At 66.4% G+C, this 24886-nt stretch carries 22 protein-coding genes and 1 pseudogene; 16 read left to right on the top strand and 7 right to left on the bottom strand.

Features of this window, described 5'->3' with window-relative positions; genetic code table 11:
* The 5 genes from SI859A1_RS12605 (at position 1) to SI859A1_RS12585 (ending at position 5208) form a co-directional block, all read left to right on the top strand.
* Positions 1-1239 (top strand): MFS transporter, encoded by a 1239-nt coding sequence (locus SI859A1_RS12605; protein WP_420804754.1) that lies wholly within the window; start codon positions 1-3, stop codon positions 1237-1239.
* A 105-nt stretch (positions 1240-1344) separates the two neighbouring features.
* Entirely contained in the window at positions 1345-1539 is a 195-nt protein-coding gene (locus tag SI859A1_RS21865) for a hypothetical protein (RefSeq protein WP_040325769.1), read from the top strand.
* 170 nt (positions 1540-1709) lie between these two features.
* Positions 1710-2303: an SCO family protein gene (locus SI859A1_RS12595; protein WP_009210135.1), complete on the top strand. Its 594-nt coding sequence runs from the start codon at positions 1710-1712 to the stop codon at positions 2301-2303.
* A gap of 143 nt (positions 2304-2446) precedes the next feature.
* A complete protein-coding gene (locus SI859A1_RS12590; RefSeq protein ID WP_009210134.1) occupies positions 2447-4333 on the top strand; it encodes a cation:proton antiporter in 1887 nt (628 codons plus the stop codon).
* A 5-nt stretch (positions 4334-4338) separates the two neighbouring features.
* Complete coding sequence (locus SI859A1_RS12585) at positions 4339-5208, top strand: 50S ribosomal protein L11 methyltransferase (RefSeq protein WP_009210133.1); 870 nt, start codon at positions 4339-4341, stop codon at positions 5206-5208.
* A 12-nt stretch (positions 5209-5220) separates the two neighbouring features.
* Here the strand turns inward: SI859A1_RS12585 and SI859A1_RS12580 are convergent, their stop codons facing one another.
* Together SI859A1_RS12580 and SI859A1_RS12575 are read right to left on the bottom strand one after the other, a co-directional pair.
* Positions 5221-5532, bottom strand: coding sequence for a hypothetical protein (locus SI859A1_RS12580; protein ID WP_148233839.1), 312 nt, complete (start codon positions 5530-5532; stop codon positions 5221-5223).
* Positions 5533-5692: 160 nt separating this feature from the next.
* A complete protein-coding gene (locus tag SI859A1_RS12575) occupies positions 5693-5902 on the bottom strand; it encodes a hypothetical protein (RefSeq protein WP_024351970.1) in 210 nt (69 codons plus the stop codon).
* Between the two features lie 229 nt (positions 5903-6131).
* Between SI859A1_RS12575 and SI859A1_RS12570 the strand changes: the two genes are divergently transcribed.
* A complete protein-coding gene (locus tag SI859A1_RS12570; protein ID WP_009210131.1) occupies positions 6132-7970 on the top strand; it encodes an aminopeptidase P family protein in 1839 nt (612 codons plus the stop codon).
* A gap of 105 nt (positions 7971-8075) precedes the next feature.
* Here the strand turns inward: SI859A1_RS12570 and SI859A1_RS12565 are convergent, their stop codons facing one another.
* The 3 genes from SI859A1_RS12565 to SI859A1_RS12555 form a co-directional block, all read right to left on the bottom strand.
* Positions 8076-8516 carry a BA14K family protein gene (locus SI859A1_RS12565; protein WP_040325767.1) on the bottom strand — a complete coding sequence of 147 codons (441 nt, stop codon included), beginning with the start codon at positions 8514-8516 and terminating at the stop codon, positions 8076-8078.
* Between the two features lie 211 nt (positions 8517-8727).
* Positions 8728-10542: a glycoside hydrolase family 15 protein gene (locus SI859A1_RS12560; RefSeq protein WP_009210130.1), complete on the bottom strand. Its 1815-nt coding sequence runs from the start codon at positions 10540-10542 to the stop codon at positions 8728-8730.
* A gap of 151 nt (positions 10543-10693) precedes the next feature.
* Positions 10694-11398, bottom strand: coding sequence for a cytochrome c oxidase assembly protein (locus tag SI859A1_RS12555; protein ID WP_148233838.1), 705 nt, complete (start codon positions 11396-11398; stop codon positions 10694-10696).
* 338 nt (positions 11399-11736) lie between these two features.
* Here SI859A1_RS12555 and SI859A1_RS12550 point away from each other — a divergent pair, with 338 nt between their 5' ends.
* The 7 genes from SI859A1_RS12550 (at position 11737) to SI859A1_RS12525 (ending at position 18827) form a co-directional block, all read left to right on the top strand.
* The gene (locus SI859A1_RS12550; protein ID WP_050767533.1) at positions 11737-12336 is read left to right on the top strand and encodes a hypothetical protein; all 600 of its coding nucleotides are present in this window, start codon (positions 11737-11739) and stop codon (positions 12334-12336) included.
* Between the two features lie 119 nt (positions 12337-12455).
* Positions 12456-13409 carry a YihY/virulence factor BrkB family protein gene (locus SI859A1_RS12545; RefSeq protein WP_009210127.1) on the top strand — a complete coding sequence of 318 codons (954 nt, stop codon included), beginning with the start codon at positions 12456-12458 and terminating at the stop codon, positions 13407-13409.
* A 537-nt stretch (positions 13410-13946) separates the two neighbouring features.
* The gene (locus SI859A1_RS12540) at positions 13947-14507 is read left to right on the top strand and encodes a hypothetical protein (RefSeq protein WP_148233837.1); all 561 of its coding nucleotides are present in this window, start codon (positions 13947-13949) and stop codon (positions 14505-14507) included.
* 145 nt (positions 14508-14652) lie between these two features.
* Positions 14653-15606 (top strand): hypothetical protein, encoded by a 954-nt coding sequence (locus SI859A1_RS12535; RefSeq protein ID WP_148233836.1) that lies wholly within the window; start codon positions 14653-14655, stop codon positions 15604-15606.
* Entirely contained in the window at positions 15603-15863 is a 261-nt protein-coding gene (locus SI859A1_RS21775) for a hypothetical protein (protein ID WP_161600132.1), read from the top strand. The genes SI859A1_RS12535 and SI859A1_RS21775 overlap by 4 nt, the downstream gene beginning before the upstream one ends.
* Positions 15864-16026: 163 nt before the next feature.
* Complete coding sequence (locus tag SI859A1_RS12530; protein ID WP_161600131.1) at positions 16027-18024, top strand: AAA family ATPase; 1998 nt, start codon at positions 16027-16029, stop codon at positions 18022-18024.
* Positions 18021-18827, top strand: coding sequence for a metallophosphoesterase (locus tag SI859A1_RS12525; protein ID WP_009210122.1), 807 nt, complete (start codon positions 18021-18023; stop codon positions 18825-18827). The genes SI859A1_RS12530 and SI859A1_RS12525 overlap by 4 nt, the downstream gene beginning before the upstream one ends.
* 43 nt (positions 18828-18870) lie before the next feature.
* Here the strand turns inward: SI859A1_RS12525 and SI859A1_RS21495 are convergent, their stop codons facing one another.
* Positions 18871-19638: a plasmid recombination protein gene (locus tag SI859A1_RS21495; RefSeq protein ID WP_148233834.1), complete on the bottom strand. Its 768-nt coding sequence runs from the start codon at positions 19636-19638 to the stop codon at positions 18871-18873.
* A gap of 301 nt (positions 19639-19939) precedes the next feature.
* A complete protein-coding gene (locus SI859A1_RS12515; RefSeq protein WP_009207891.1) occupies positions 19940-21139 on the bottom strand; it encodes an IS256 family transposase in 1200 nt (399 codons plus the stop codon).
* A 1923-nt stretch (positions 21140-23062) separates the two neighbouring features.
* Here SI859A1_RS12515 and SI859A1_RS22460 point away from each other — a divergent pair.
* The 3 genes and pseudogenes from SI859A1_RS22460 to tnpC all read left to right on the top strand — a co-directional run.
* A complete protein-coding gene (locus tag SI859A1_RS22460; RefSeq protein ID WP_148233833.1) occupies positions 23063-23371 on the top strand; it encodes an IS66 family insertion sequence element accessory protein TnpB in 309 nt (102 codons plus the stop codon).
* The gene (tnpB, locus tag SI859A1_RS12505; protein ID WP_009210119.1) at positions 23316-23714 is read left to right on the top strand and encodes an IS66 family insertion sequence element accessory protein TnpB; all 399 of its coding nucleotides are present in this window, start codon (positions 23316-23318) and stop codon (positions 23712-23714) included. Before SI859A1_RS22460 ends, tnpB begins: the two co-directional genes overlap by 56 nt.
* A gap of 72 nt (positions 23715-23786) precedes the next feature.
* Positions 23787-24713, top strand: a pseudogene (gene tnpC / locus SI859A1_RS12500) (IS66 family transposase); the annotation flags it as partial.
* Positions 24714-24886: the final 173 nt, after the last annotated feature.

Raw genomic sequence — 24886 nt, 5'->3', positions numbered from 1 at the left:
ATGACACAGGCTTCCGCCATCGCAGGCGCGCCAGAGGACATGGTGAAGACCGACGCGCAACCGGCCAACCTCGGCCCGGTGCTGACCACCTTCTTTGCCTTTGCCTGTGGGGCGCTGGCGGCCAATCTCTATTATGCCCAGCCCCTCGTCGCGCTGATCGGCGCCGATACCGGCCTGTCGGTGGCGGCCGAAAGCGCCATCGTCACCGTGGCGCAGCTCGGCTACGCCATCGGCCTCGTGCTGCTGGTCCCGCTTGGCGACGTCGTCGAGAACCGCCGGCTGATCCTCGTCACCATGGCGGCCAATCTCGTGGCGCTGGCCGGTCTGGCGCTGGCGCCGGGGCTGACGGCGCTGTTTGCGGCCATGCTGTTCGTCGGGGTCTCGTCGACCGCCGCGCAGATGCTGGTGCCGCTGGCCGCCAATCTGGCGCCGCCGGACGAGCGCGGCGCCGTCGTTGGCAATGTCATGAGCGGTCTCCTGGCCGGCATCCTCCTTGCCCGGCCGGCGGCGAGCTTCCTGGCGGATTATGTCGGCTGGCGCGGCGTCTTCGGCCTGTCCGGCGCGCTGGTGGCGGTGCTGATGGTGGCCGCGCTGGTGCTGTTGCCGCAGCGGCGTCCGGAGGGCACGCGCGGCTATGGCGCGCTGATCGCCTCGCTCGGCAAGCTGTTCGTGCACCAGAAAGTCCTGCGCCGGCGCGGCCTCTACCATGCGGCGATGTTCGGGGCGTTCTCGCTGTTCTGGACGGCGGCGCCGATCATCCTGCTGCGCGAGCCCTACGGCTTTTCGCCGAGCGGCGTCGCGCTGTTCGCGCTGGCCGGCGTGCTTGGCGTCTTCGCCGCCCCGGTCGCCGGTCGGCTGGCCGATCGCGGCTACACCCGCGTTGGCACCATCGCGGCCATCGCGACGGTGGTGCTGGCCTTCGTCGCGGCGCTGTTCGGCGAGACCTCGCTGGTCGCATTGGTCGCGGCCGGCATCCTCATCGATCTCGGCGTCCAGGCCAATCTCGTCTTCGGCCAGCGCGAGATCTATCAGCTCGATGCCAGCATCCGGAACCGGCTGAACGCCGTCTACATGACGACCTTCTTCCTCGGCGGCGCGCTGGGCTCGGCCCTGACCAGTCCGGTGCTGGAGACCTTCGGCTGGACCGGTATCTGCGTCATCGGCATCGCCATGCCGGGGGCGGCGCTTGCCTATTTCCTCGTCGCCGATCGCGGCGCGGAGGCGAGCGCATCCGCCTGAGCGGCAGGCGCGGCACCGGTTCGTTGAGCGTTGCCGGGCGACAGGTGCGCGGCAGGCCGATCGGCGCTATGATCGGCACAGCGAAGGCGTGCGCAGGACGGGCCGATGACGCAGGATGTCCCGACGATCGAGGAACCACGGCAGGCCACCGCCACGCATGGCCCGCGGACTGCGCTGCCGGTCGCCCTGGCGGTCGTCGCGCTGGCCCTCCTGTCGGGCGGCGCTGTCGCCGGCTGGGCGCAGCATGGCGAGGCGATCTTCCTGCATCTCCTGGAGGCCGGCTGGGCTGCCTGCTTCTGAAAGGATGCGGGTCGGCAAAGATGCCGCAGCGATTGGCGCCTTCGTGAACGCCCATACGCACCGCGCATGTCGCGCAGGGGCATCCCGTCGTGCTATCGGCACTGCAATACAGACCGACCGATGCACGAGCAGGGGACGGGCGAGGCCGCACGCGGCGCCCGCTGGACGACATGAGTGGAGTGAAGATGTTCCGGGCCGCGCTCTGGACGATCGTGGCGCTGATTGCCGGCGCCGCGGTGGCCCTGGCGCTGATCTACGCCCAGGGCGGCCCCGGCCGCAGCGGCGAGCCCTACGGCTCGGACTTCTCGCTGATCGACGAGACCGGCCAGCCCTTCACCCAGGCCGATCTGCGGGCAAAGCCCACGGCGGTGTTCTTCGGCTTCACCCATTGCCCCGAGGTCTGCCCGACGACGCTCTACGAGCTGGCCGGCTACCAGAAGCAGCTCGCGGAAAAAGGCGGCGATCTGCAGGTGGTCTTCGTCACCGTCGATCCCGAGCGCGACACGCCCGAGGTGATGAAGAACTATGTCGAGGCCGTTTCCCCGGACATTACCGCGCTGAGCGGCTCGCCCGAGAAGATCGCCGCCATGCTGAAGGGCTGGGGCGTCTACTCGGCCAAGATCGGCGAGGGCGACGACTACAACATGGACCACACCGCCACGACCTTCCTGATCGACGAGACGGGGGAACTCGCCGGCACGCTGGCCTATGGCGAGAACCCCGATACGGCGCTGGCCAAGCTGGAACGCCTCGTCGGCGTCTGATCCAACCCGCGCGAATACCGGCATGCAGGGGTTTCCGATCCGGCACGCTGGACTAGTTTCGGCTCATCGCAGAACATTGGTCGGAACGGGCGTGGTCGTGAAGGCCGCATTGGCCGTGTCGCCCGGCCCCGGGAATCTCCTTCATGCATGATCTTGCCCTTCAGCTCGCTCTCATCGGCGTCGCCGGCATCGCGGCCCAGTGGGTGGCGTGGCGCGTCCAGGTGCCGGCCATCATCCTCCTGCTCGGCGTCGGGCTGTTGTTCGGGCCGATCACCGGCTTCATGAATCCGCGCGAGGATTTCGGCGACCTCTATACGCCGCTGGTCTCGACCGCTGTCGCGATCATCCTGTTCGAAGGCGGGATGACGCTGAATTTCCGCGATATCCGCGAGACCTCGACCGCGGTGCGCCGGATGGTCATCATCGGCGGGCCGCTGGTCTGGGTGATGACGGCGCTCGCCGGCCATTACATCGGCAATCTGAGCTGGCCGACCGCGATCATCCTCGGTGCGATCCTGGTGGTCACCGGCCCGACCGTCATCACGCCGCTGCTGCGCCACGCCAAGCTGAAGAACCGGCCGGCCTCGATCCTGCGCTGGGAGGCGATCGTCAACGATCCGATCGGCGCGCTCTTCGCGGTGATCGCCTTCGAGACCTATCTGGTCCTGAACGCCGGCCACGAGGCCGAGAACCTGATCCTCAACGTCATCCTGGCGATCATCATCGCCATTCCCGGCGGCTTCCTGGCCGGGCGCTTCCTGAGCTGGGTCTTCGCCCGCGGCGAGGCGCCCGAATATCTCAAGGCCCCGATCCTGCTGGTGGCCGTGGTCGGCATGAATTCGCTGACCAATCTGGTGCTGGAGGAGGGCGGCCTGCTGACCGTGACCGTCATGGGCATCACCATGGCGAACACGCGGATCGCCAGCCTGAGCGACCTGCGGCGGTTCAAGGAGACGATCACGCTGCTGCTCGTCTCGGGCCTGTTCATCATCCTCACCGCCTCGCTGCAGCGCGAGGTGCTGGCGAGCCTCGAATGGCGCGTCATCGGCTTCCTCGCGGCGGTGCTCTTCGTGGTGCGGCCGGTCGCGGTGTTCGTCAGCACGCTCGGCGCCGGCCTGACCTGGCGGGAGCGCCTGCTGGTCGGCTGGATCGCGCCGCGCGGCATCGTCGCCGTGGCGGTCGCCGGCCTGTTCGGCGCGACCCTCAGCGGCCTCGGCGTCGCCGATGCCGACCGCATGATCGCCTACACCTTCGCGCTGGTGGCGGTGACCATCCTCCTGCACGGCTTCACGCTGGGACCGCTCGCCCGGGCGCTGGATCTGCGGTCGGCCGACCGGCCCGGCGTCCTGTTCGTCGGCGCCTCGCGCTTCACCATCGCCTTCGCCCGCCGGCTGAAGGCACAGGACGTGCCGGTGCTCATCGCCGATGCCAACTGGTCGCGCATCTCCGAGGCGCGGCTGGCCGAACTCGAGGTCTGGTACGGCGAGATTCTCTCCGAGGCGGCCCACCACAATCTCAACCTCGCGCGCTTCGACCACATGGTCGCCGCCACCGACAACGACGCCTACAACGCGCTGGTCTGTACCGATTTCGGTCCCGAGATCGGCCGCTCCGAGGTCTTCCAGATCGGCAAGATCGAGGGCTCCGACCGGCGTTCGATGAACTTCACCATCGGCGGCCAGCCGCTGTTCCAGCCGCCCAAGACCTTCACGGAACTGCGCGATCTGGTGGTCGACGGCTGGAACTTCCAGGCGACCCGGCTGACCGAGGAATTCGACTATGAGCGCTTTTCGGCGACGCGGCCGGAAGGCACCCACGTGATCCTGTGGATCCGGCCGTCCGGCAATCTGCTCTTTGCGTCGAACGAGGGCTCCGGCGAGCCGGGCGAGGGGGACACCATCATCTCCTTCGGACCCAAGCCGCCCCAGCGCGACCAGGAAAAGATCGTCAAGGCGACGACCACCGAGCGCGAGGCGCGGGCCGAGAAGGCCCGCATGACCAGCGAAGCCGTGAAGCCGAAAGAGGGCTAGCAGGAATGCCGCAGATCCGTTTCTACGTCACCGCGGACAAGGCCGCGGCCGACGCCTGCTACGCCGCCGTCGAGACCGCCTTCGAGGATCTCGGTACGCCGGTGTCGCTGGCCGAGATCGACGAGGCGAAGGCGATCTTCGAGGTCTCGGCCTATGTCGATGCGCCCGATGGCGAGGAGGCGGAACGCCTGTTCGCCGGCGCCATCGCCGAGGCCGGCGGCGGCGAGATCTGCCGCGAGGACCTGCCCGACAAGGACTGGATGGCCGATGTGCTGGCGGCGCTGAAGCCGGTGCGCGCCGGACGCTTCCTGGTGCATGGCGCCCATGACCGCAACAAGGTGAAGACCAACGATCTGGCGATCGAGATCGAAGCCGGGCAGGCCTTCGGCACGGGCCATCATGGCACCACGGCCGGCTGCCTGGAGACGATCGCGCGGCTGGCGACCCGGCGCAAGCCGCGCAACGCGCTGGATCTGGGCACCGGCAGCGCGGTCCTGGCCATCGGCCTGGCCAAGCTCGCCCGGGTGCCGGTGCTGGCGACCGACATCGACCCTGTGGCCGTCCGCGTGGCGCGGGCGAATGTCGAGGCCAATGGCGTGGCGAATTTCGTCGATTGCGCCACGGCCATCGGCTTCGGCGCCGAGGCGATCCGCGAGCGCGCGCCCTACGATCTGATCGTCGCCAATATCCTGGCCGGGCCCCTGATGAAGCTTGCGCCCGAGTTCCACCGGCATCTCGCCCAAGGCGGCGACATCGTCCTCTCGGGCATTTTGACCACCCAGCGCAATGCGGTTCTCGCCGCCTTCCGCAACCAGGGCCTCTACCATGTCGCCACGCTGGTGCGCGGCGAATGGGTCACCCTGCATCTGCGCTAGGCCTCGCGCGGGTCAGGCGGCCGGCGCGACACCGATCGGAACCGGCCGCAGGTCGGCATCGTCGGGATAGCGCAGGAAGGCTTGCTTCTCTGTCTCGCGAAACCGTACCCCGCCGACCTCCAGCGCGCTGACCGGCGACCGGCGGTATTCGAGGGCGAGACGATCGACGGCGCGCCAGTGCAGGGCAGTCCTGAGATCGTGTTGCCGGACGGCTTCCCGCACCTCGCGCTCGCATGCGTGGTGAAACCGAAGCGTCAGCGGACCGCAGCGCGCGCGCAGGGCGTCGTAGTCGCGCCAGACGGCGTTCGGCACGACGAACACCACATCGGGCTTCAGGCACTGCAGGCACATGGCGGCCTCACACGGCGAACAGGAGAGGCCGAGCCTACAGCACCGGACCGGACACGAAAACGCCGGCGCGCAGGGGGGCTGCGGCCGGCGTCTGTTTCGGTCGGGAATGGCTGCGGTGACGCGGCCGGGCTGCTCAGCCCCGCTCGGGCGCGCGGCCCTCGAATAGCGACTCGCGTGCGTTGGAGCCGAATTCCTCGCGGCCCATCATCGTGAAGTGGTTGTCGACATAGCGACGGGCCTCGCGCTCGCGGGCCTCGATCACCCGGTCGAGCATGTTGCGCATGAAGCCCCTGGAGCGGGCGGAATTGCGCAGGGATACGTCGGTATAGGTGGAAGTCGCCATGGAAAGTCTCCTGTTCGGCTCGTGGCCTCCCGGTGACCCCAATATGCGTTGCCGCGTCCCCGTCAGGTAGAGTCCGCACTGCATAGGTCCGTCCCGTTTTTGCAGTGCAACATCGGCGATCCCGTCATAATCCGGTAACCTTTGCGCTTCCTTGCCAAATGCATATGTTCCGGCCCCGCAGACAATCGCCGCGCACCGCAGCGGCCTCCTCCTTTGCAAGAGCCATCCGATGTTCCAGAGCTTCGACGAGATCGCCGACTTCTCCCAGAGCGCGGCCCGGGTCGCCCGCCTGCGGGACGGCCTGCGCGCCGACGGCGTCGACGGCTTCATCGTGCCGCGCGCCGACGAGCATCAGGGCGAATACATCCCGCCCTCGGCGGCGCGGCTGGAATGGCTGACCGGCTTTTCCGGCTCGGCCGGCGTCGCGGTGGTGCTTGCCGGCAGCGCGGCGATTCTCGTCGACGGCCGCTATACGCTGCAGGTGCGCCAGCAGGTCGATCTCGACGTCTTCGAACCGGTCGCCTCGGCGGAGACCTCGCTGGCCGATTTCCTGAAGAATGAAGCAGCCGGCAAGCGCATCGGCTTCGATCCCTGGCTGCACACGGTGGGCGAGGCGAAACGCCTGCGCACCGCGCTGGAATCGGTGGGCGGCGAACTCGTCGCCTTGGCCGCCAATCCGATCGACCGGATCTGGAACGACCGTCCCGCACCGCCGGCCGGCCGCGCCGTCATCCATCCGGAGAGCTTTGCCGGCAGCCCGGCGGGCGACAAGCTCGCCGAACTGGCGACGGCGATTGCCGATGCGAAGGCCGACGCGACGATCCTGACCGACCCGTCGTCGATCGCCTGGGCCTTCAACATTCGCGGCTCGGACGTGTCGCATACGCCGCTGATGCTGGGCTTCGCCATCCTGCGGGCCACCGGGCGCCCGACGCTCTTCGTCGATCCGGCCAAGCTGGACGACGCGGTGCAGGACCACCTTGCGGCACTGGCCGACATCGATACGCCGGAGGCCTTCGAGCCGGCGGTCCGGCGCGAGGCGTCCGGCCGCACCATCGGTCTTGATCCGCAGCTTGCCGCGGCGCGCCTGTCGACCATCGTCGAGGCCGCCGGCGGCACGGTGGCCGAGATGCCGGACCCGGCGCGGCTGCCGCGGGCGATCAAGAATGACGGCGAGATCGCCGGTGCGCGTGCCGCGCATCTGCGCGACGGCGTCGCGGTGACGCGCTTCCTCGCCTGGTTCGACCGGCAGGAGCCCGGCACGGTCACCGAGATCGCCGCCGCCGAAAAGCTGGAGGCGATGCGCGCCGAGCATGCGCAGGAGGACGGTTTTCCGCTGAAGGACATCTCCTTCGACACCATCGCCGGCTCCGGCCCGAACGGCGCGATCGTCCATTACCGGGTGAACCGCGACTCCGACCGGCTGCTGCGCGAGGGCGAATTGTTCCTGCTGGATTCCGGCGCCCAGTACCAGGACGGCACCACGGACATCACCCGCACCCTGCCGGTGGGCGAGCCGACCAGCGAGATGCGCCGCAAGTTCACGCTGGTGCTCAAGGGCATGATCGCCATTGCGACGGCGCGGTTTCCCAAGGGCACGCGCGGCGTCGACCTCGATCCGCTGGCCCGTATCGCTTTGTGGAAGGCGGGCTGCGACTTCGCCCATGGCACCGGCCACGGCATCGGCTCCTATCTCGCTGTCCATGAGGGGCCGCAGTCGATCTCGCGGCGCGGCATGGCTGTGATCGAAGCCGGCATGATCCTGTCGAACGAGCCGGGCTATTACCGCGAGGGCGCCTTCGGCATCCGCATCGAGAACCTCATCCTGACCGAACCGGCGGCGAAGATCACCGGCGGCGACATCGCCATGCACGGCTTCGAGACGCTGACGCTCGCCCCGATCGACACGCGGCTGGTTGCGCCGGAGCTGATGACGGCCGACGAGATCGCCTGGCTGGATGATTATCACCGGCGGGTGCGCGCGGCGCTCGGCGAGCGGCTCGACGCCACCGACCGCGACTGGCTGGACGCGGCGACGCGTCCGGTCGGACCGCCCGCCGTCGCCTGACGTAGGCACCGACGCAAAAAGACCCGCCGCAGGGATTGCGGCGGGTCTTCCGGTTGCAGGCCTTGCCCGCGGGACGCGCGGGGATGGCCGGGTCGTTGCGGCCGATCAGCGGCAGACGCGACGCGGGCCGTGATAGGGCTGGTAGGTGCCGCTGCGCGGATCGAACGACCGGTACTTGTCGGCGCAGTAGCGATACCATTCGCCGGTGCCATAGGCCGGCGCATAGCCGCGCGGCGCCACGCGGTAGAGCGGCCGCGGCGCATCGTAATAGCGGGGCTGGCTGGCAATGGCCGCGCCGATGCCGAGGCCGATGATGCCGCCGAGAACGGCCGCGCCACCGGAATCGATGCCGCGATGGCGGCGATAATGGCGGCGCCCGCCGCGATAGTGCCGTCCGCCACGATAATGGCGACGGCCGTAATGGCGCCCGCCCACCAGGTGAACGCCGGCGCCGACAAAGGGCTCGGCCTGGGCTTGGGCGATGCCTAGCGGGGCACCCGCCGGCAGGGTCGCCGGCGCCACCGCCAGCGCGAGAGCAACGGCCATAGACCTGACCGCAAACGACTTGAACAATTTCATACCGACCTCCGGGCGACAGATTCCATCCTGTTCCATTCAACGTCCGGGAAGCTGAATGGCTCCTGAATGATCAGGCCGATCACGCAATGGTTGATGAGCGGCCGCCCGCCGATACTCTGCCGAGCGGCCCGCGCCGCCCTGATCCGCCCCGAGGCCGGGCAGCCCCGCGGCGGGCCTGTCAGGCGACGGGCTGGCCATTCGTGTCGGTGCGTTCCTTGGCCGGACCCTTGGCCCGTGCCAGATTCAGCGCCGTGATGATCACTCCGACATGGCTGAAGGCCTGGGGGAAATTGCCGAGCATCTCGTCGCCCACCGGATCGTATTCCTCCGCCAGCAGGCCGACATCGTTCTTCAGGCTACAGAGACGCTCGTAGAGGGCCACCGCGTCGTCGAACCGTCCGAGGAGGGCGTAGACGTCGGCCAGCCAGAACGAGCAGGCCAGGAACGCGCCTTCCTCGCCCTCGAGGCCATCGCCGGTCTCGCCATTGTCGTAACGGATCACCAGACCGTCGCGCAAAAGGCGCTGCTCGATCGCCGCGACCGTGCCCTTCACCCGCGGATCGTCGGCCGGCAGGAAGCCGGTCAGTGGGATGTGGAGCAGGCTGGCGTCCAGCGCCGTCGAGCCATAGGCCTGAACGAAGGACCCGAGCTCGGCGTCATAGCCGTTCTTGCAGACGTCCTCATGGATGTCGTCGGCCACCCGTCGCCAGTGCTTGGCGTAGTTCTCGCCGCCCTCGATGTCGGCGGCCATCTTCGACGCGCGGTCGAAGGCCACCCAGGCCATGACCTTGGAGTGGACGAAGTGCCGGTGTTCGCCGCGGATTTCCCAGATGCCGTCGTCGGGCCGGCGCCAGGCCTTTTCCAGGAACGGCATGACCGAATGGGCCAGCGCGGCCGAGCGCGGATGCGGGGCGAGGCCGCCCGTGCGCGCCTGGGCCAAAAGGTCGGCGACCTCGCCATAGATGTCGAGCTGGAACTGCTCGGACGCGGCATTGCCGACCCGCACCGGCTGCGACTCGCGGAAGCCTTCGAGCCACGGCACTTCCCATTCCAGGAGATGCCGCTCGCCGGCGACGCCGTACATGATCTGCATCTGCGCCGGATCGCCCGCGACCGACCGCATCAGCCATTCGCGCCACGCTTCGGCTTCCTCGTAATAGCCGAGATCCATGAAGGCCATCAGCGTCAGCGTGGCGTCCCGCAGCCAGCAATAACGGTAGTCCCAGTTGCGGCTGCCGCCGATCTCCTCGGGCAGCGATGTCGTCGCGGCCGCGACGATGCCGCCGGTCGGGCGGAAGGTCAGCGCCTTCAGGGTGATCAGCGAGCGGCGCACCTCCCCGGTCCAGTTGCCGACCTCGGGGCAGCGGGAGGAGAAGGCGGTCCAGAAGGCTTCGGTATCGGCGAGGGCCGCCTCGGGGTCGGTGCCCGCCAGCGGCTCCTGGTTGGACGGCTGGTGCAGAAGTGTGAAGGCCAGGCGCTCGCCCGCCGAGACGGTGAAGCGCCCCTTGGTGTGCATGTCCTCGCCATGCAGATTGACCGGCGCGCGCATCACCAGCATCTCCGGTCCCGCGACGGCCGTCATCGTGTCGCGGTCGATGCGCGTCACCCAAGGCACCGTCCGGCCGTAGTCGAAGCGCATGACGAGGTCGAAATCGAGATCGACGCTGCCTTCGAGGCCGACGACGATGCGCATGACGTTGGCGATGCCGTCGCGGGGCGGCATGAAGTCGATGAGCATGGCGCTGCCGGTTGCCGTCCTGAACGTCGTCTCGAGGATCAGCGTACCGTCGCGATAGCGCCGCGAGGAGGTGAACTCCAGATCGCTCGGCGCGATGCGCCAGCGGCCGTTCTCAGGCGTGCCGATCAGCGAGGCGAAGCAGGCGCGGGAATCGAAGCGCGGCAGGCAGAGCCAGTCGATCGAGCCGTCCTTGGAGACGAGGGCTGCGCTTTCGCAGTCCCCGATCATGGCGTAGTCGGCAATACTGCGATGCAAACCCTGCTCCTCGATCCTGTTTCTGGCCGCGACCGCCGGCGTTGCAGGCAGCGAGGGTCAGCAGGATAGGGCCACGACCGCGGCGTGAAAGGTCGCCGGCTATCAAACCGGCGTAAACAGTGCGGCACGGCACCCTGACATCATGTCGCGGTCAGCCCCGGCCGGGACCGTTCGTCCTGACCGCCGCGGCGGTGTCGGACCCGAGCAGGCGTTGCACCAGCACGAGGCCCCCGACGAGGCAGGGAAGGCCGCCGAACACCGCCATCAGGATGCCGCCGAGACGCTGGTCGTCGAGGCGCTCGAAGCCGAAGGCGCCGACACAGACATCGGGTGCGTAGACGAGGACCGGGGCCAGCGCGAGAAGGACGCCCAGCATGGTCATGTGGATGAAGGTCGCCAGCATGGCGAAGGCGCCGATGGCCGCGTCGCCGGAATGACGGCCGGCGAAGCTGACCGCCCAGACGAGGAGGCCGGCGGCGAGAAAGCTGACCTGCTGCACCACGAAGACCCCGCCGTCCCGCGCCGCGGCCTCGTGCAGCACCGGCGTGTGCCAGCCCCAGATGACGAACATGTCGAAGGCGGAGGCAGCGATCGCCGAGCCGATGCCGGGGCGGATGACGTGCAGGCCGATGCCGATCCGCCGCAGCCCGATGACGATCATCGGCGCGGCCAGGGTGACGATGCCCAGATGCAGGATCATGTGGGCGGAAAAGGCCCGCCGGCTCATTTCGACCAGCGGACTGAGCCACAGGCCCGCCAGAATGGCGATGCCGAGCGCCGCCGGCCAGGCGCGGATGAGCGCGCGCCGGTGCGTTGCGTCGATGTCCGGTGAGCTTGCGTCGGCGATCCGTTCCATCACTGCCATTCTAGGGCAGGCGCGCCGCGCGTCCTGCCGATCTCGCGGCGCCGGCCATTTGGCGTTTCATTGCGGAAACTTGCCGTCACTTGCCATCACGCATTCCGATCTGTTTGTTGGCGCGCTTAGGACAAGACACCGCATGACGGCGGCAAGGAAAGTTACGCAATTGTCTCCGCCGCGACAGTTTTCCCGCGCTTATTCTGGCAAACCTTATTGGCAAGTCGCCTGTCAGCACATATCTATAAGGCGAGACGGTCGTTGCGGCCGTGATTCACCTGATCCCTCGCATATACCGCCGGCTGAGGCCGGCCTCCATGCACACAGCTACGAGCACGATGAAACCACAGTCGAAACCGTTCACCGTCGCCGTGAAACGGCGCAAGCTTTCGCCGGAGGGCAAGAAGAAGTCCGTCTGGTCGGATGTTTCGCATCTGATCGCCGCGGCCGAGAGCGACCTTGCCCGTGACGAGTACGAGGCACCCGCCGCTGCCGCCACCAAGGCGCGGGCAAAGGCCGAGTCGTCAGCGGGCAAGAGCGACGCGACACCGTCCCGCCAGCCGCGCATTCTCCAGAGCCGGCCGAGCGAACCCGTCATGGCCGAGCCGGAAGCAGACCCGGAGCCGGTCGAGCGTCCGGTGCGCCGTCGCGGCCGGCCGCGCAAGACGGTCGCCGAGACACCGCAGCGTCCGGTCGCAGTCGAGGCCGAGAGCCAGTCGCAACCGCAAATCAAGCGCGACTGGAGCCGCACCCCGGCCGTCGACGCAGCACCAGTCGCTCCGGCGCCGGTGGCGGATCTGCAGACGGCTGAAACCAGCCTCGCCGAGATCGAGACGGCCGCGACCGAGGCACGCCCGGCGGGCCGCCGTCGCCAGCGGACCGGTGGCCTGCGCGCCGGCGAACGCTGGAAGCGCCATCTGCCCCGCTGGTCGCGCTGATCCGCCCACCGGGCTTTGACCGGTCTGCGGTCGCGGAGCCAGAGGCAGAGTCCCGCGTTGTGCCGCCCGACCCCGCAGGAGAGATTGCGGCGGACGCAAGCCTGTGCGAGAGCGGCTGAATGGACGCAAAGGCCGAAAACGAAACCGCGCGCGACAAGCGCCGGCCAAACGGAGTCCTGAGCGAGCATCCCGAGGATCTCCTCTTCGGCTCGGGCTGGCGGGCGGTCTGGGCGGTGCTGCGGGAAGCCATCCTGCGCCTGTGGAACGACGACGCCATGGGGCTGGCCGGCAACATCGCCTTCCGCGCCGTTCTCGCCATCTTTCCGTTCCTGATCTTCGCCAGTTCGCTCACGGCCTTCATCGGCAATCGCGAAATGGCCGACGGCCTCGTCACCTTCCTGATCGCCATCGTTCCACCGGCCCTGGCCGAGCCGCTGGTGTCGGAGGTGATGAACATCGTCACCATACGGCGGGGCGGGGTGCTCAGCGTCGGCGTTCTCCTGACGATCTGGTTTGCTATCGGCGGCGTCGACGGCGTCCGTGTCGGCCTGAACCGCGCCTATGACATTCGCGAGACCCGCTCGACCATCGTCCTCTATCTCCTGCAGGTGCTGACCGTCGTCCTGACCGGGCTGGTGCTTGTCGTCGTCGGCTATCTCCTGGTCCTGGCGCCGCGCGCCGGATCGTTCCTGCACCAGCTGATGCCGGGCTTCCAGCCGTCCTCGGTCACGCCCAGCCTGGTGCGCTATCCCGCGACCGCGGCGATCCTGACGACGGCTCTGTTCGTCGCCCATGTCTTCCTGCCGGCGCGGCGCTCGCGCTTCAGCAACATGTGGCCGGGCATCCTGTTCACGCTCTGCGCCTGGTCGGCGCTCGTGGCGGCCTTCTCGGTCTATATCGGCCAGTTCGCCAATTACGCCAGCTACTATGCCGGCCTCGCCGGGATCATCGCGGCGCTGTACTTCCTGTATCTGGCCGCCCTGGTGCTGATCTTCGGCGGCGAGCTCAACCGCGCCATCCGGATCCGCCGGCTCGCCCGCGCCCTGCGTCGGGATAAATTGGGCAATGGTTAGTAGGGATGTATCGAGAACGATAGTCGGCAATACAACATTTATAGGCGTAGGCTGTTGACCTAAGTTTCGCAATTCCGTGGTTCCCGTCGAAAGCGGTGCCTTTGTCCGTTTCCAAGGAAGAGCAGTCTGTTGCGAAGGTGGCTTGTGGTGGTTTTAGCACAAGAGAGCTTCCCGCATGCCGGGCGGAGGCTTCAGTGGGGATAGCACATTGTGTGCTGGCTGTCATGCTGTTGGGGTGGTGCTTAAGTGGCGTCCACAACTAGCAGAGGTGACAATTGCTACGCGACTGGACGCTATACGCCTGGATCGATATTTCGATCGAGTTTTATTCAACTGCGTGACACTTGCCGGAGTGATTCAAAAATACTTCCGGCATTTACTTGTCATCCACGATTTCCCGCCAATATCGCTGATACGCCCGCAATCACGCGGTCGCAACATCGGTCGGAATGCAGGTAGCGCTTAGAGGGCGGCTACCGGGGGAGCGCGAACTCCACCCAGCAGCCTGACCATCACTGACTCGGCTAGGAGATCAGAATGGCTCACACCGTGATGACGCGCACCCGTGCGTCTTGCAATACCCCAATCACGTCCATCCGTCCGCCCCTTCAGCATCAGGCAAGCCTGGCGCCAAGGCCTGAGGTCTCGCGGCATGCCGCATTGCGTGCCGGCATGGCCTTCGCGCAGCACGATCTCTTCGAGCCCTGTGATGAGCCGCCGGCGGTCCCGGCAGCATTTGCCGGCGCGACGGTGCCGAGCATCGTGAAGGGCAGGGCGGGCCCGGCCAACTCCCCCTGCGAACTGGAACGCTCGCCGGCGGCCGCTCCGCGGTCTGTCCATGACGAGCGCGTCCCCGACGCACGAGCGGCCGCGACCGTCTCCATGCCGTTCGGCCCGGTGTTCTCCGCCAGCGAGATCACCGCAACACGCTGGCTGCTGATGACGCTCAGCGACAGGCAGCTGTTTCTGGTCCCGCCTGAGGGGATCAATGCCCCCGGCTGCGTGATCGACGATGGTCTGCTGACCAGGCTCGCGCGGATCCGCGTGATCTGCAGGGTCGACGCTGGCCCGTTCGGCAACATCGTCACCTCCGCCTAGACAGCCGACGCTGACCATTCCGCCATGCGGGGTGGCCGACGCCCGATCGTCACGTGTCCCCGTGTCGATCGGCGCTGCTCTCGCTCATCTCATCATTCCAGACACGTCGTCCGCCGATCGTCATCGCGGACGCGGAGGAACCGCTATGCCCAGAACCAGCAAACTTGGAACCAGCAAACCAGACGGCCGCCACTCCCAGCAGGCCAAGGAGGAACCCCGCGCCGCGTCGACACCGGAAGCGCGTGTGCAATCGCTTGCGCTCGATATCGTCGCCAAGGCGGCCGCCGCCGCTGCAAGCCCGACCGTCGAAGATCCATGCTTCGGTGCGTGGACGCCACTCCAGGCCTTCGGGCTTTCGGTCACCACCCGCGTCGGGCAGGCGCTGCCGGGCGTCATCGCGATCGGTCTCGAAGCCGATCCGCGGCTGAAGGTGCTGCAGGAAACGCGCCTGCCCATCACAGCAACCGCACTCTCCATCGGCGACCAGGAGACGGCCAGGAATGTCGTCCTCGGCGATGAGGAGCGACCCGTCCGGTACCTTGCGGTCGATCTCATCGTTATCGACCGGACCACCGGCCATGCGACGTTGCTCGACGTCAAGCGCGGCAGTGCCCTCTACTCTTCGCGGGCGCGCCTCGACCTGTGCACCGCGATGGCCGCCTGTTCGCTCACTGCTCCCGCCGCCCTTCGCCGCGTGAAGGTCTCGATCGCTTCGGCGTCATGGGGGATCATTGATCTCGCGGGTGCTGCCGGCTTTGCGAAAGACCGCTCTGTGTCCGGCGCCGAGATCGACACGTTCTTCGATGTTCCGATCACGCCGCTGATCGAGCTGTTCAACCAGACGATCGCGACGGGTTACTCGGCCGAGATGCAGCGGTTGGTTGGCCGAGTGTTTGACACGCCGGATGTGACACAAGGCGGCGCGGACGAGTGGACCGAGAGCGATGGTCATGCACCGAGGGAGCTCGCGGTCAGGTCAACCAGGCCAGTCGGTTGCGCTCCCCGTCTGCCGCAGCGCCTGGTCGGTCCGCATGAACGCCGCCGGCTGGCACTGGTGTCTGGAAGTAGCAGTCGCTCCCGGCAACGGGGCCGGACATGACCGTGGTGCCGTTTGCCCGAGGTGACCGGGAGGGTTCGCGTGACAGGTGCAAGCCGGCTGCGGTCTCGGCGCGGATCTGCGCCATGCCGGCGTCCACCCTGGTGGCCTACACCATCCGCCGCAGCCGCGCCGGTGCGGCGCGCGGCGAGATTGCGTCGCTGATCGGTCGGCTTCGCCAGGTCGATGATCCAAAGGCCGCGGTCCTTGCCAATCATCTCGAGCCGCTGCTGCGCGTGCGCAGTGGATCGGTCTCGTAACCACGACGCCTACGTCCGGCATCACCAGGTTGTCAGGCCATCGGTTTGCGCTGGGCAACGGCTTGGCACGGCGAAGGGGAGGGCGCTGCCATCAGCGCTCTCCTTCGTCCGCGATGCCAGCAACCGCCGTGCCGACCGGACCGAAGACGCGAGGAAGGCTCCGATGCCGACAGATCTGCGAACAGGCTTCGAACAGCTGCGCGAGCGCGCGCGAAGGGAACAATACGTCATGCAAGGCGAAGTGGACGACATCGCGGATTCGGGTTCGCACAGGGATCGGATCGTCGCGGCGCTGAGCCCGTCCGCGCGCCTGTTGTTCGATGCCATCGACGGCAACGTCGCGGCCGCCACACGCTCGCGAGGGGAGCGGACGCTCCTCGTCACCGTCAGGGTGTTCTCGCCTGAGTGGCTCGACACGGCACGGCAAGCGGTGAAGGCGTCGATCCGCGCCGCATGGCCCGATCAATACCTGCCGATCACCGTTTTGACGGCAACGTCCGAGAGCCGCCTCGAGCACGGCTATCCGTTCGAGCTTCAGCGTCTGCCCGAGATGCTGGCCGAGGCGTCACCCTGCCTCTGCCTCTTTCCGCCTGACCATGAACCGCCAGAGATGCTGCGCGCTATCTCGGATGCTGTCGTCGAGATCGCCGATCCTGCACGCGAGAATATCGAACGCCTGCTCGGCCTGGGCGACGCGCTGCCCCATCTGCCGGACGGAACGATGGGCTCGGCCTACCGGCCGCTCGAACTCGACTTTGCGGTCGGGCGCGGCCGCTCCCCCGCCGAGCGTCTGAGCCTGCTCCAGGAGATCAGTGGACTGCGGCTGGCGGATGACGCGCGCTCCGGTGCTGGACCCGCTGGCACAACCGGCGCAGCGCGGCCGCGCATAGAAGACCTGCATGGCTATGGTGAGGCCGGGCGCTGGGCCCTGCAACTCGTTGCCGATCTGTCTGCCTATCGTGAGGGCACGATCGGCTGGGAGGACGTCGATGCCGGGGCGCTGTTCGTCGGCCCGCCCGGGACGGGCAAGACCCTGCTGGCCCAGGCGATCGCGAACTCTGCCGGTGTCCACTTCATCGCCACCTCATATGCCCAATGGCAGTCGAACAGGTCCGGTCATCTGGGGGACGTCACCAAGGCCATTCGTGCCGTGTTCGAAGCGGCCGCGAAGAATTTGCCGGCGATCGTCTTCATCGACGAGATCGACACGGTGCAGGGCCGCGGGGGATCCGACAGGTCCGCCGACGCCTGGTTCACGGCGATCGTGACCTGCCTTCTGGAATGCCTCGACGGGATTGGTCGGCGCGAAGGCGTCGTGGTCATCGCGGCCTGCAATGACGATGCAAACCTCGATGCCGCACTTGTCCGGTCGGGACGCCTTGACCGGCGGTTCTGGATCGATCTGCCCGACGAAGCATCACTGGCCGGCATCTTCCGCCACCATCTTGGCGACGGCATCGACGCGTCTGCGATCGATCGGGTCGCGACGCTGTTTGCCGGAACGCTGTCGGGAGCGGATGTCGTGCGCATTGCCCGCGATGCACGGCGCCGGGCCCGGCTTGCCGGTCGGTCCATCCAGACCGAGGATCTGATCGCGGTTGCGGTTCCCGGCGACGAGCGTGCGCCGGCTGTTCGCCGGCGCATTGCCATCCATGAGGCTGGCCACGCCGTTGCCCGGATGAACTTCGGGCAGGTGCCGACATCGCTGTCGCTCGTCGAGACGGAACACAGCGGCGGCGCGGTTGTCTTCGATGTGGACGAGGGGTCGTTCGAGGGCCTACCCGGTGATGTCGTCAGGGAGGCGGTCTGCATGCTGGCCGGTCGTGCCGCAGAGGAGGTCATCCTCGGTTCGCCCTCGGCTGGCGCTGGTGGCTCTGCCAGTTCCGACCTTGCCCAGGTGACCCGCATCGTTGCGAACGCGGAGACGTCCCTCGGGTTCGGCGGCACGCTCGTGCATGGCGCACAGATCGATGGCGCGGCCGTCCATCGTCGGCTGGCACGGCTCTATGCCGAGACGATCGTTCTCGTGCGCCGGCACCGGGCGGCAATTGAAGCGCTCGCCGATCTAGCGCTCGATCGCCGTGTTCTCGGACGAGCGGCGCTCGCAGAGTTCGCAAGGGGCCATGGGTTCATCGATCCTGACCACGGAGGGCCCGCATGACACGGTTGCTCGTCCTGTCGGACCTCCATCAGAATGACGGCGGCCGCTTCTTCGATCCGGCAACCGAGATCACCGCGGCGTTCGACATTGCCATCGTTGCAGGCGACTGCGCCGGCAGGCTGACGGCCTCGCTCAAATGGCTGGGAGAGCGGTTTGCCGGGGTGCCGACGATCTATGTCCCCGGCAATCACGATTGGTACCGCGATGGCTCGCCGAATGGCTTCACCGTCGAGGACGAGCTTCAGGCGGGCCGTGACCTGGCCGCCAGGCTCGGGATCACGCTCCTGTCCGACGATGCCGCGACGATCAATGGCATGACAGTCCTCGGAGCAACGCTCTGGACGGATCTGCGGTCGCACCTTCACGTCAGCCGAGCGCAGGCCCATGCGGCGGCACGACGCGGAATGAACGACTACCGCTGCATCCACCGCGCCTCGTCGACCCGGCGCTCGCGGCGGATCACGCCGGCAACGACGCTCGCCTGGCACCGTGCCTCGTGCCGGTTTCTGGCCGACGCATTCGCCGGAGACATCGACCCACGCCGTACAGTCGTGGTCACGCATCATGCGCCGAGCTTGCGCTCCCTCGCGCTTCCGCACGACCCGCTGGACCATTGCTACGCTTCGGACCTCGAGCCTGCGATTGAGACGTGGCGGCCGCGGGTCTGGATCCACGGGCATATCCATGCGGCCCGCGACTACAGGGTTGGAGAAACGCAGGTCGTCGCGAACCCGCTTGGCCGTGCCGATGAGGCGAGGGGTTTCAAACGCAACTGCTTGATCGAAGCGGCGTCCACTGACTAGGAACGCGCAAGCGCGACAGCCCACGCAGGCCTTTTTACCACTTCTACGGGCGCGCCTTATCGACCCCATCGTTATTTGACAGTTTGGGTTCATCGAAGACCAAGGTCGGAAGCATCGGCTTCTCGGGGGTGCGGTGCGGCGATGATTGCGCTACTCTACTCGTTCGCTGCACCCATTCCCCAAGGACCGCCTGAATTTCGTCGGCCTTGGACGCCGGCCGCTCAGGCAAAGAGTCAGAGAGGAAGCGATACAGCGAGGAAGCCGCCCCCGAGGATGGACTACGTTTCAGGATCCCCGCGGCCGCGTGGATCGCATTCGCGGCGCGATCCATATCGTCGTCCAGCAGCGATTGCTTCTGCGAAAGTTCACGTTCGGCGAGCTTCTGGGCTGCTTGCCGCTTCTGATCTGCAGCTTCGCGCGCCGCGGCTGCTGCGTCTCGGGCATCGAGAGCGTTCTGTCTGGCTTCGCACTCTTCTTCTTTCGCCAGAAGCGCAGCTTCGCGCTGGGCGAGGTCTGCTTCTGCCGCCTTCAGCGCCTGAAATCGATAGCGGCTCGGCGAGACGTGCCGCGCGCCTGTCTCGGACCACGGCCGTCCGCGGACGAGGCCAATCGGAGCGCAAACCTCCCCGGCCCAGTCTTGCAGCGCGCTGAGCTGATGCCTTTTTCCGAGATGTGTACGCACGCTGACCCAGGTTTTTGATTCACCTGTTTTCGAATGGCTCTGCCTGAGCGGTACGACGAAAACCGACAAATGAGGCGTCTTTTCATCGAGATCGAGGCGCCAACAAGCGACGCGCCAGCGCTCGTCCAAGACACAAGCCTCAAGCACAAGCCCCGCGAACGCCATGACTTTATGTGGATCGAACGCTTCGAGCCACCTCCGCGTTTCTTCCCCTGCGATGCGCGTCAGTGCCGGCCATCTGTGCTGCAGTTTATGGTTGGAGGTCGACGATGCCCCCTTTTCGGCGGGAAGGTCGTCAAGCCATTCACACTTCCAATGATTTTCAATCGTCAGGCGCCGCAGGATCGCTGCTCCATCAACGGCTGATAGTGTCCCACCATGTGGTGTAGCTGACGGCGATGGCCGTGCGGTTCCGGCCAAGCCGGATTGATCAGCGTGCCACGGCTGGCAGGCTAACGAACGGATCATCGCTCAGGGGAGCGACGGATTCCAGTGTCATGTACCTGGCCCGCTGAACCGCCCACTCATCATTTTGCTCGAGCAGCAGCGCGCCGACGAGGCGCTGGATGGCCTCATCGTTGGGAAAGATGCCGACGACGTCGGTGCGCCGCTTGATCTCGCCGTTCAGCCGCTCGATCGGATTCGTGCTGTGCAATTTGGCCCGATGCTCCCTAGGGAAGGTCATGTAGGCCAGCACGTCGGGCTCGGCCTCGTCGAGGATGGCAGCGAGCTTCGGCACCTTTGGCCGGATCTGGTCGGCGACGGAGCGCCATTGCTGGCTGGCGGCCTCTGGCGTCTCTTGGGCAAAGGCGGTGGCGATGAAGGCGGAGACGACACGACGGCCGCTCTTGCCAGCATGGGCCAGGACGTTGCGCATGAAGTGCACGCGGCAGCGCTGCCATGTCGCCGTTAGCACCTTGGTGACCGCGGCTTTGATGCCCTCGTGAGCGTCGGACACGACGAGCTTCACGCCGCGAAGGCCGCGTCGGGTCAGCTTTCTCAGGAACTCGGTCCAGATCGGCTCGGCTTCCGAGGTGCCGATCTCCATGCCGAGAACCTCACGCCGGCCATCGGCGTTGACGCCGACGGCGATGATCACGGCAACCGAGACGATGCGGCCGCCGCGGCGGACCTTGAGGTAGGTGGCGTCGATCCAGAGATAGGGCCAGTCGCCTTCGATCGGCCGCTCCAGAAAGGCTTTTACCTTGCCGTCGATCTCTTCACACAGCCTCGACACCTGGCTCTTGGAGATGCCGGTCATGCCCATCGCCTTGACCAGGTCGTCGACCGAGCGCGTCGAGATGCCCTGGACATAGGCCTCTTGAATGACGGCCGTCAGGGCCTTCTCGGCCATGCGCCGCGGCTCCAGAAAGCCGGGAAAGTAGCTGCCCCTGCGCAGCTTTGGGATGCGCAACTCGACTGTGCCGGCTCTCGTCTGCCAGTCCCTGTCGCGGTAGCCATTGCGCTGGGCGAGGCGCTCGGCACTCTTCTCGCCATAGCCGGCGCCAGTCGCGGCACCGACCTCCAGTTCCATCAGCCGCTCGGCGGCAAAGCCGATCATCTCGCGCAGCAGATCGGCATCAGGGGTCTTCTCCAGAAGGCTGCGCAGGCCCATCATGTCATTGGTCATCAGGGGATCTCCGGTTGCAGTTAGGTCTCGCAACCCAAGCCTAACCGGAAACCGCTGGTGACCACCGCGCCGCCAATCTCGTCCTACAGCGCGATGAAAGGCGCGGACGAGATTGGCGACGCTATCGCCGAGCTACACCACCTATGGGGACACGACCCAACGGCTTTAGCCGGCGGACTTGCAACGTCCTCATCTGCGACAGCATCCGTACGTTTGAGCGCATCTGCTGTCACTGTGAACAGCAGTTCTGTGGCAATTGCTGCACCAATCCGCCTTTGGGCATTCGTGGCCATTGTTGCGTCGTCGATACGAGCACGGACATCGAAGGGATCCGCCCCCCGTGCCGGATCAACAGGTCTAGGTGCTCCAGCCAACATGAGACTGCGGCGTTCCGGATCGCAATGACCGAGATCGCGGCCCTCCGAAGCGCGGCGACCGTGCGACGCCCCAGTGGCAGCACCCGCCGTGTTGGTTATCGATTCTTTCCTGACACAAATGAAAGGGGTCATTGCGGTTGGCTCCGTGGTTTCGGTTCACCTACGTAGCCACGCCGACAAGAAAGAATCTCTGTGAAGAAATCGCGTCGATTCTGCGGTCCCGAAAAAAGCGCTAGTATGTTCCGCAGTTTTTTGCTGCCAGAGCGGAGGGTTTGTCGCGACGCCGCCTTCCCGACCCTGTTATGCGGCCTTTTGGTTCCAGTTCGCTGACAACTCCTGCTTCGATGTCTCTGCAAAGTGTGGTCGTCTTCGAGGGCGCTCTTGGACTGCTTGGGGGCGCATTGATGCGTGCAACGACGTCAGATGGCTGCGTCAGCCGAATATCCGAGGTCGCTGTCAAGGCCTTTCGGGCAGAGCGTCGGGGTCGCGTCGGGATTGATGCGAGATCGATCGGACTGACGATCAGACAGGCGAGATCATCGCAGCCTATCTACCCCACTCGAATTCAGTACCGTCAGTCCAGCTATAGTGCGGGATGACAGCGAGTTTGTGGGCTAGCGCAGGTGTGGGCCTTCTCGTAACCGACACGCCGGGCAAGCCGTACCTCCTAGGATGCAAACCGAGACCACCGCTTCGTCGGATGCAGAAGCACCATGGCTGCTGTGTAGAGATAGACACGCAAGGCGCGTGTGCCCCATTTCGGCACGCCGCCTGAGTGTCTGTCCGAATTACTGCGGCGATGTTGCGATTTTGATCTTACATCTTTCTTATTTCCGTAGTGCGAGTTGGCGCCAACCCGTTTCAAGTTTCCGCCGATCCTCTTTGGTGTGGCGCGGAGTTGGGACGATGCGTCGCCAGCTTGGCGCCGTGTTGAGAAGAGACGGCGCCACTGCTCGGGTGGCCGCCAAGATTGCGGGCATACGCGGGTATGGGCTGTCGGCGTATGGCGCACAAAGAGGTAGCGGGGACGTTCGGGGGGCATACGCCGTGCGGCTTTAGCATGCGTTCGTCAGGCGGTGGCCTGTCTGATCTGCTCGGCTTGGTTCCCCAGTTCCAGGGCAGGAGCTCTTCCAGGCGGCTCTGCAGCATATCGCGATGCGGCGAGCACGTCGGCAAGCGAAGCCTGCGGGGCGGCGTCATTAGCTTCGCCATTGCGATCAGCGTGTGCATAAGAGCGCAGCGGTCCGCGCCGCGATAGGAGCCGGCGAACAGCCAAGAACTGTGGCGGAGCCCCCGACCGCTGGGTGCCCGCTCGGCCGCGCTATTCGTTAGGCAGGTCCGTCCATTGGCATGATGCGGGCGAAGTCGTCCACGCTTCCGCATGTAGTCCATCGCCTCAATGAACGTACGCCTACGCAGGAGACCGTCTTGCGGCGAGTAGGCTTCCAGCTTGCAAACGGTGCCTATAGAGAATACGCACAGAGCCTTTGAACGGCTTGAGATCATCGAGACATGCCGGCGTAGCCGCTGGAGCGATGAAGAGCTGATGATCGTCATTGAGAGCGTGGCAGGCCCGTGGCTGGTCTCGGCGACGGCCTGGCGGTACGGGATATCGCGCTCAAAATTGGCGACGTGGCGGCGGGCCTTTCGAGACGAACCGGCCGGGTCGAATCCCGTGCCGACGTTTGTTCCCGTGATACCCGCACCAGTATCGGAGCCGCCGAGGCAAGGAAGCGTGGCGACGTCCTCTCGCATGGAGATCATCCTGACCGACGGGCGTCGGATCGCCATCGACGCTGATGCAGATCCCGAGGCTCTGGCGCGGGTCATCGCCGTTTTGGAACGGCGCCGATGATCCCGGTTCCGAGCGGGGTGCCGGTCTGGCTGGCGAGGGGCATGTCGATATGCGCAAGGGCTTTCCCGGCTTGTCGCTCATAGTCCAGGAAACGCTGAAACGCGATCCGAACGATGGGCATCTGTTCGTAATCCGCGGCCGACGTGGCGATCTGATCAAGGTGATCTGGCACGATGGCCAGGGCGCTTGCCTGTTCACGAAGCGGCTGGAGCGGGGCCGTTTCATCTGGCCTTCGCCGGCGGACGGCACGGTGACGATCTGGCCAGCGCAGCTCGGGTACCTGCTGGAAAGGATCGACTGGCTTCATTCCCAGAGAACCTGGCGACCGAGTGCGGTAGGATAGTTTACAAGCCCTGCATTGCAGGGGTTCTATCGCAGAGTCGCCTTCGTCACGAACTGCTTCGGGCCTTCCTCCATGGCCGCCACGCCGGACGACATCGTCGGCCTGAAGGCTGCCCTCGCAGCGGCCGAACGGCGTGCCGATCTCGCGGAAGCCTAAGTGGCCAACAGAAGGGCGAAGGCCTCGCACGCCGAGGCCCTGATCGCGCATCTGACGCTGGAGATCGAGAAGCTCAAGCGCGAGCGTCTATGGGACGCGTTCGGAGAAGAAGGCGCGTCTTCTCGACCAGTTCGAGATGCAGCTCGAGGACGCTCGGGCGGCCGCGACCGAAGACGAACTGGCGGCCGTACAGGCTGCGGCACAGACAACAGTCGTCGAGGCCTTCCCCCGCAAGCGCCCGTCGAAGAAGCCGTTCCCGGAGCATCTGCCGAGGGAGCGGGTGGTGACCGAGGCGCCAACCTCTTGCTCGTGCTGCGGTCCGGCCCGACTGTCGAAGCTTGGAGAGACCCTCACGGAGACGCTGGAGGTGATCCCGCGCCAGTGGAAGGTGATCCAGCCCGTCCGCGAGAAGTTCGCCTGCCGAGAATGCGAGACGATCACCCAGCCGCCGGCGACGTATCGTCCGATGCCGCGGGACTTTCTCGGCCCGAGCCTGCTGGCGATAATCCTGTTCGAGAAGTTCGGTCAGCATCAGCCGCTGAACCGCCAGGACGAGCGCTATGCCCGTGAGGGTATCGATCTCAGCCTGTCGACGCTCGCCGACCAGGTCGGTGCCTGCGTTGCGTTCATGCCCTGCGTCTTCTGCATGACCTCATCGAGCGACATGTCCTTGCTGCCGAGCGGCTGCACGGCAACGATACGACTGTGCCGATCCTGGCCAAAGGCAAGACGGTGACCGGCCGGGTCTGGGTGTATGTTCGCGACGACCGTCCCTTTGGCGGTCCGGCACCGCCAGCGGCGCTGTTCTACGCCTCCCGCGACCGCACGGCCGATTATCCCGAGCTGCGGCGCGACAATCAGGGTGAGAACAGCGCGACAGTCAAGATGAGAGAGCTTCGCGAGCTTGGTTGCGAAGGGAGGGCGTAGCCCGACCGGAGGAACCGAGTCCGCGATGGCGCGAACTTTCGGGTTCGTGCCGCCCTGGCGGCCGTGACCGACCGGGCGATGGATAGGTC

Source organism: Aurantimonas manganoxydans SI85-9A1 (assembly GCF_000153465.1).
Taxonomy (GTDB): domain Bacteria; phylum Pseudomonadota; class Alphaproteobacteria; order Rhizobiales; family Rhizobiaceae; genus Aurantimonas; species Aurantimonas manganoxydans.
Note: the sequence above shows the minus strand (reverse complement) of the source record. Positions and strands in the feature narration are given on the sequence as shown.

Coding starts and splice junctions, on each gene's coding strand:
- SI859A1_RS12605 (WP_420804754.1), top strand. CDS start 1: ATGACACAGGCTTCCGCCATCGCAGGCGCGCCAGAGGACATGGTGAAG.
- SI859A1_RS21865 (WP_040325769.1), top strand. CDS start 1,345: ATGACGCAGGATGTCCCGACGATCGAGGAACCACGGCAGGCCACCGCC.
- SI859A1_RS12595 (WP_009210135.1), top strand. CDS start 1,710: ATGAGTGGAGTGAAGATGTTCCGGGCCGCGCTCTGGACGATCGTGGCG.
- SI859A1_RS12590 (WP_009210134.1), top strand. CDS start 2,447: ATGCATGATCTTGCCCTTCAGCTCGCTCTCATCGGCGTCGCCGGCATC.
- SI859A1_RS12585 (WP_009210133.1), top strand. CDS start 4,339: ATGCCGCAGATCCGTTTCTACGTCACCGCGGACAAGGCCGCGGCCGAC.
- SI859A1_RS12575 (WP_024351970.1), bottom strand. CDS start 5,902: ATGGCGACTTCCACCTATACCGACGTATCCCTGCGCAATTCCGCCCGC.
- SI859A1_RS12570 (WP_009210131.1), top strand. CDS start 6,132: ATGTTCCAGAGCTTCGACGAGATCGCCGACTTCTCCCAGAGCGCGGCC.
- SI859A1_RS12565 (WP_040325767.1), bottom strand. CDS start 8,516: ATGGCCGTTGCTCTCGCGCTGGCGGTGGCGCCGGCGACCCTGCCGGCG.
- SI859A1_RS12555 (WP_148233838.1), bottom strand. CDS start 11,398: ATGGAACGGATCGCCGACGCAAGCTCACCGGACATCGACGCAACGCAC.
- SI859A1_RS12550 (WP_050767533.1), top strand. CDS start 11,737: ATGAAACCACAGTCGAAACCGTTCACCGTCGCCGTGAAACGGCGCAAG.
- SI859A1_RS12545 (WP_009210127.1), top strand. CDS start 12,456: ATGGACGCAAAGGCCGAAAACGAAACCGCGCGCGACAAGCGCCGGCCA.
- SI859A1_RS12540 (WP_148233837.1), top strand. CDS start 13,947: ATGGCTCACACCGTGATGACGCGCACCCGTGCGTCTTGCAATACCCCA.
- SI859A1_RS12535 (WP_148233836.1), top strand. CDS start 14,653: ATGCCCAGAACCAGCAAACTTGGAACCAGCAAACCAGACGGCCGCCAC.
- SI859A1_RS21775 (WP_161600132.1), top strand. CDS start 15,603: ATGACCGTGGTGCCGTTTGCCCGAGGTGACCGGGAGGGTTCGCGTGAC.
- SI859A1_RS12530 (WP_161600131.1), top strand. CDS start 16,027: ATGCCGACAGATCTGCGAACAGGCTTCGAACAGCTGCGCGAGCGCGCG.
- SI859A1_RS12525 (WP_009210122.1), top strand. CDS start 18,021: ATGACACGGTTGCTCGTCCTGTCGGACCTCCATCAGAATGACGGCGGC.
- SI859A1_RS12515 (WP_009207891.1), bottom strand. CDS start 21,139: ATGACCAATGACATGATGGGCCTGCGCAGCCTTCTGGAGAAGACCCCT.
- SI859A1_RS22460 (WP_148233833.1), top strand. CDS start 23,063: ATGATCGTCATTGAGAGCGTGGCAGGCCCGTGGCTGGTCTCGGCGACG.
- tnpB (WP_009210119.1), top strand. CDS start 23,316: ATGCAGATCCCGAGGCTCTGGCGCGGGTCATCGCCGTTTTGGAACGGC.